Below are 4,612 nucleotides of genomic sequence, written 5' to 3' on the forward strand. Positions count from 1 at the left end.
TGGATGTGGTCGATCATCGCCGGGTCGTCGATCGCCGGGTCGGTGTCGGGCTGCACCACGATGGTGGTGACGCCGCCCGCCGCCGCCGACAGGCTGGCGGACTTCAGCGTCTCCTTCGGCTCGGCCCCCGGCTCGCCGGTCTTGACCCGGATGTCGATCAGGCCGGGCGCCAGGCACAGGCCGCCCGCGTCGACCGCCTCGACCCCGTCCGGCGCCTGGGCATGGACGCCGTGGATCACCTCGGTGATGACCCCGTCGACGATCAGGACCGCGCCGGGGCCGTCATAGTCCGTGGCCGGATCCAGCAGGCGGGCGTTCAGGATGGCGAGGGCCGTCATGCCGAGGCTCCTTCGCGGCGCGCGGACAGGGCGGCCAGCACGGCCATGCGCGCGGCCACCCCCATCTCCACCTGGTCCTGGATCAGCGACACCGTCAGGTCGTCGGCCACTTCGGAATCGATCTCCACGCCCCGGTTCATCGGTCCCGGGTGCATCACCTTCGCACCGGGCCGGGCCCAGGACAGCTTTTCGCGGTCCAGGCCCCAGAAGCGGAAATACTCGCGGGTCGAGGGCACCAGCGCACCTTCCATCCGCTCCAGCTGAAGACGCAGCATCATCACGACATCAACGCCTTGCAGGCCATCCTTCATGTCGTGGAAGACCTCGCAACCCCAGCGGTCGGCGTCGCCGGGCACCAGGGTCGGCGGCCCGATCAGCCGCACGCGCGCGCCCATCATCGACAGCAGGGCGACATTGGAGCGCGCCACCCGGCTGTGGGCGATGTCGCCGCAGATGGCGATCGTCAGTCCGCCTACGTCGCCGAACGCCCGGCGCAGGCTGAGCAGGTCCAGCAGGGCCTGGGTCGGGTGCTCATGGCGTCCGTCGCCGGCGTTCACCACCGCGCAGCCGACCTTCTGCGACAGCAGGGCCGCCGCGCCCGAGGCCCCGTGGCGCACCACCAGCACGTCGGGCTTCATGGCGTTCAGCGTCGCCGCCGTGTCGATCAGGGTCTCGCCCTTGGTGACGGAGGACGTCCGGGGCGACAGCGCCGTCACATCGGCGCCCAGCCGCTTGGCCGCGATCTCGAACGAAGCGCTGGTCCGGGTCGAGCTCTCGAAGAACAGGTTCATCACCGTCCGGCCGCGCATGATGTCCAGGGACTTCGCGCTCTGCCGGTTGAAGTCGACGAAGGCGTCGGCCAGGTCCAGCAGGGGCGGGACGGTCGCGGCGTTCAGATCGCCTGCGGACAGGAAATGGTCGCGGGGAAACGGCGCCAGCCGTTCGTGAATCAGGTCGGTGACATCAGGCTGGGTCATCGAGGCCCGCCTATAGGCGGTCGCTACGCCAAATGGAACAGCGCCAGGAGGATCGGAATGCTCAGAGCGCTGCCGACCGTCGTCAACGCCACGATCCCGGCCATCAGCGGGGCGTCGCCGCCCATCTGCCGCGCCAGGATGTAGCTGGCCGCCGCGCCGGGCGCCGCGCCGCACAGCAGGGCGATGCCCTGCGCCGTCTCGTCGCCGCCGTACAGGACGCACAGGCCCCACATCAGCGGCGGGGTGATCACCAGCTTCACGAACGACACCGCCCCGATGGTCAGCCTGCGCCGCGCCACTTCGGCGAAGCTCAGGCCCGCGCCCGCCACGATCAGGCCCAGCGGCAGGGCCGCCCCGCCCAGCAGCTCCAGGGTATCGGAAATCCCCGGCAGGCGCGGCACGCCGCCCAGGTTCAGCGCCAGCCCGACCAGGCAGGCCAGCAGGATGGGGTTGGACAGGATCGCCCTGGTCAGCGCCCATGGCGACATCGACCGCTGGTCGGCGCCCCATTTCACCAGCACGATCACGCACAGGATGTTGGTCACCGGGATCATGGCCGCGATCACCACCGCCGCCAGCGCCAGCCCGTCGGGGCCGTAGACCGACAGGATGACCGGCAGGAAGACAAAGCTGTTCCACCGGATCGCGCCCTGGAAGACGCTGGTGTAGGCCGGGCCGTCGATCTTCATCAGCGGCTTCAGGGCCAGCGTCAGGGTCGCGATGATCAGCACGCTGGTCACCGAGGCCGCCCCCGCCGCGCCGGCGCCGCCGCCCGAGATGTCGGCGTTCCAGATCGCCGGGATCAGGAAGCCCGGGTACAGGATGTGGATCGACAGCTTCTCGATCGGCCGCCAGGCCGCGTCGGGCAGGAAGTCGGACTTGCGCAGGCCGTAGCCGATGGCGATCAGCACGAAGACGGGCAGGACCCCGGCCAGCAGCGCCGCCATCAGGGACGCAGCCGGTCCAGCGCGCCCTGCAGGATCCAGGCGGCGGCGGTGCGGTCCACCACATTGGCCCGGCGCTTGCGGTTCAGGTCCAGTTCCTCGATCAGGAAGCGCTCGACCGCGCTGGTCGACAGCCGCTCGTCCTGGAAGGCGCAGGGCACCGCGCGGATGCGCTGCAGATTGCGGGCGAAGGCGCGGCAGGACTGGGCGCGCGGCCCCTCGCTGCCGTCCATGTTCAGCGGCAGGCCGATCACCAGTCCCGAGGCCCGGCGTCCATCCATCAGCTTCAGCACGGCGTTCGCGTCGTCTGTGAATTTGGTCTTGCGGATCAGCTGCAGCGGGCTGGCGATGATCCGGGTGGCGTCGGACGCGGCCACGCCGATGGTCTTCTCGCCCAGATCCAGCCCCAGCCACGGCGTGCCCGACGGGGTCTGTTCGGCCAGTTCTTCAAGGGTCAGGACTGTCACACCGTCGCGGTAGGACTGGCGGTCGGCTGTGTCAAAGTGCAAACAGACCTATCGCTGATATGGGGAAGCATCCGATGAAGCATCCGCTCCTGTTCGTATCCGCCCTCGTCGTTCTCGCAGCCTGCGATTCCGGTACCGAAAGCCGCAAGGACGCCGTCCCGACCGTCGAAGCCCCGCCGGCCGCCGCGGAGCAGACCCCGGTCACGCCGCTGGTCGCCGCCGGCCCCGCCGCCACGGTCCAGCCGACGACCGACATGACCATCCAGTGGGCCGCCTCGGTCGTGCAACTGGATCCGCTGACGAAGCAGGGCGGGCCGACGGTCAAGCTGTTCGGCACGGCCGGCGGCGACCCGGCCATGAACGGCCTCTACACCGACATCGCCTTCTTCCAGTCGTCGGCCGAGGGCTGGGCCGTGTTCCGTATCGGCGACTTCCTCGACTACCGCGTCCTGTCCGAGGCCCCGGGCCGCGTCGATCTGCAGATCTCGGAGAGCGTCATGGACGAGGCGACCGGCCAGATCGGCCGTCGCGAGCGTCGCCTCATCGTCGCCTGGACGCCGGGCGCGGACGAGGCGCCGCCCGCGACGATCACCGTCACGCCGGCCCGGTGACCCGATCCGACGAGTTGGCCCGCAACCGGGCGACGGTCGCGGGCTATGACGCCTCCGCCGAGAGCTATGCGGCGGAAACGGATCACGCGCCGACATCGGACCATGTCGAGGCCCTGGAGCGTCTGGTCGCCTGGGTCGGGCCGGGCGGTCGGGTGCTTGAGGTCGCGTCCGGCCCCGGCTGGGACGCCGACCGGCTCGAGGCCATGGGCGTGCAGGTCCGGCGCACCGATCTGTCGGACGGCTTTATCGCCTTCCAGCGGAACCGCGGACGCGTCGTCGAGTCTCTGGACGTGATCACCGGCGACCTCGGCGGTCCCTGGGACGGGATCGTCGCGCTCTACGTCATCCAGCACATCGGGCGAGACCTGGTCGAGGGCGTGGTCGCCCGGATCGCGGCGGCGCTCCATCCGGGCGGAACGCTCCTGATGTCGTTTCAGGCCGGTGACGGCGAGCGGCTCTCGGAGGCGCCGGAAGGCGTCTATCAGGTGGTCCAGTGGGCCGAGGCGGCCATGGCGGCGCTCCTGTCGCGTCATGGGCTGTTGATCGACCGCCGCTGGGTGTTCGAGGGCCGGGAAGGGCAGTGGATCACGGTGATCGCGCGCCGAACGGAGGATGCCCGCCCGATCGGCGACGGTTAAGCTCCGGCTAACGCCTCATCGGCCAAGGTAGGCGCGGGACAAAACGTCCCGCGGTCGCGTCCCCGCGTCCGCTCCGGAAAACTGGACGTACGTCGATGTCGCTGTTCAGCGTCAATACGAACGTGGGCGCCATGATCGCCCTGCAGAACCTCGCGGTGATCAACCGCGAGCTGCTGACGACCCAGAACCGCATTTCCACCGGCCTGAAGATCTCCAGTCCCAAGGACGACGGCGCCATCTGGGCCATCGCACAGGGACAGCGCGCGGAGTCCAAAGCCTACAACGCCGTCATCGCCTCGCTGCAGCGCGGGCAGTCCGCCGTCGATGTGGGCCTGGCCGCGGGCGAGACCGTCTCGGACCTGCTGTCCCAGATGCGCGAGAAGATGACGGCGGCGTCCGACACCTCCCTGACCACGGCCAACCGGCAGGCGCTGAACGAGGACTACAAGGCGCTGCGCAGCCAGATCGACATCGTCGTCGGCAACGCCGGCTTCAACGGTCTGAACCTCGTCGGCCCGGCCGCCTCCGCCCGGGGCGTGAAGGCGCTGGCCGACACGCGCGGCGGGACCAGTATCGACGTCGACGCCATCGACCTGCCGACCTCCGGCGCGATCCTGTCAGGCCTGCCCGCCGATCT

6 protein-coding genes and 1 pseudogene are annotated in these 4,612 nt (G+C 70.0%); 3 read left to right on the forward strand and 4 right to left on the reverse strand.

Features of this window, described 5'->3' with window-relative positions:
- The 4 genes and pseudogenes from Q0C81_RS16350 to ruvX form a co-directional block, all read right to left on the reverse strand.
- Positions 1–338 (reverse strand): annotated as a pseudogene (locus Q0C81_RS16350) (dihydroorotase); the annotation flags it as partial.
- Complete coding sequence (locus tag Q0C81_RS16355; protein WP_291840425.1) at positions 335–1,315, reverse strand: aspartate carbamoyltransferase catalytic subunit; 981 nt, start codon at positions 1,313–1,315, stop codon at positions 335–337. The pseudogene Q0C81_RS16350 and the gene Q0C81_RS16355, both read right to left, overlap by 4 nt.
- A gap of 23 nt (positions 1,316–1,338) precedes the next feature.
- Positions 1,339–2,262, reverse strand: coding sequence for an AEC family transporter (locus tag Q0C81_RS16360; protein ID WP_291840428.1), 924 nt, complete (start codon positions 2,260–2,262; stop codon positions 1,339–1,341).
- Entirely contained in the window at positions 2,262–2,726 is a 465-nt protein-coding gene (ruvX, locus tag Q0C81_RS16365) for a Holliday junction resolvase RuvX (protein WP_291840437.1), read from the reverse strand. Before ruvX ends, Q0C81_RS16360 begins: the two co-directional genes overlap by 1 nt.
- 74 nt (positions 2,727–2,800) lie before the next feature.
- Here ruvX and Q0C81_RS16370 point away from each other — a divergent pair, with 74 nt between their 5' ends.
- The 3 genes from Q0C81_RS16370 to Q0C81_RS16380 form a co-directional block, all read left to right on the forward strand.
- Positions 2,801–3,337 (forward strand): hypothetical protein, encoded by a 537-nt coding sequence (locus Q0C81_RS16370; protein ID WP_291840429.1) that lies wholly within the window; start codon positions 2,801–2,803, stop codon positions 3,335–3,337.
- On the forward strand, positions 3,334–3,975 hold the full coding sequence (locus Q0C81_RS16375) for a methyltransferase (protein WP_291840432.1): 642 nt from the start codon (positions 3,334–3,336) through the stop codon (positions 3,973–3,975). The genes Q0C81_RS16370 and Q0C81_RS16375 overlap by 4 nt, the downstream gene beginning before the upstream one ends.
- A gap of 95 nt (positions 3,976–4,070) precedes the next feature.
- Positions 4,071–4,612, forward strand: a 542-nt coding sequence (locus Q0C81_RS16380) for a flagellin (protein WP_291840435.1), incomplete at its 3' end; no start/stop codon positions are given.

The sequence above is a fragment of the Brevundimonas sp. genome (assembly GCF_023259385.1).
Taxonomy (GTDB): domain Bacteria; phylum Pseudomonadota; class Alphaproteobacteria; order Caulobacterales; family Caulobacteraceae; genus Brevundimonas.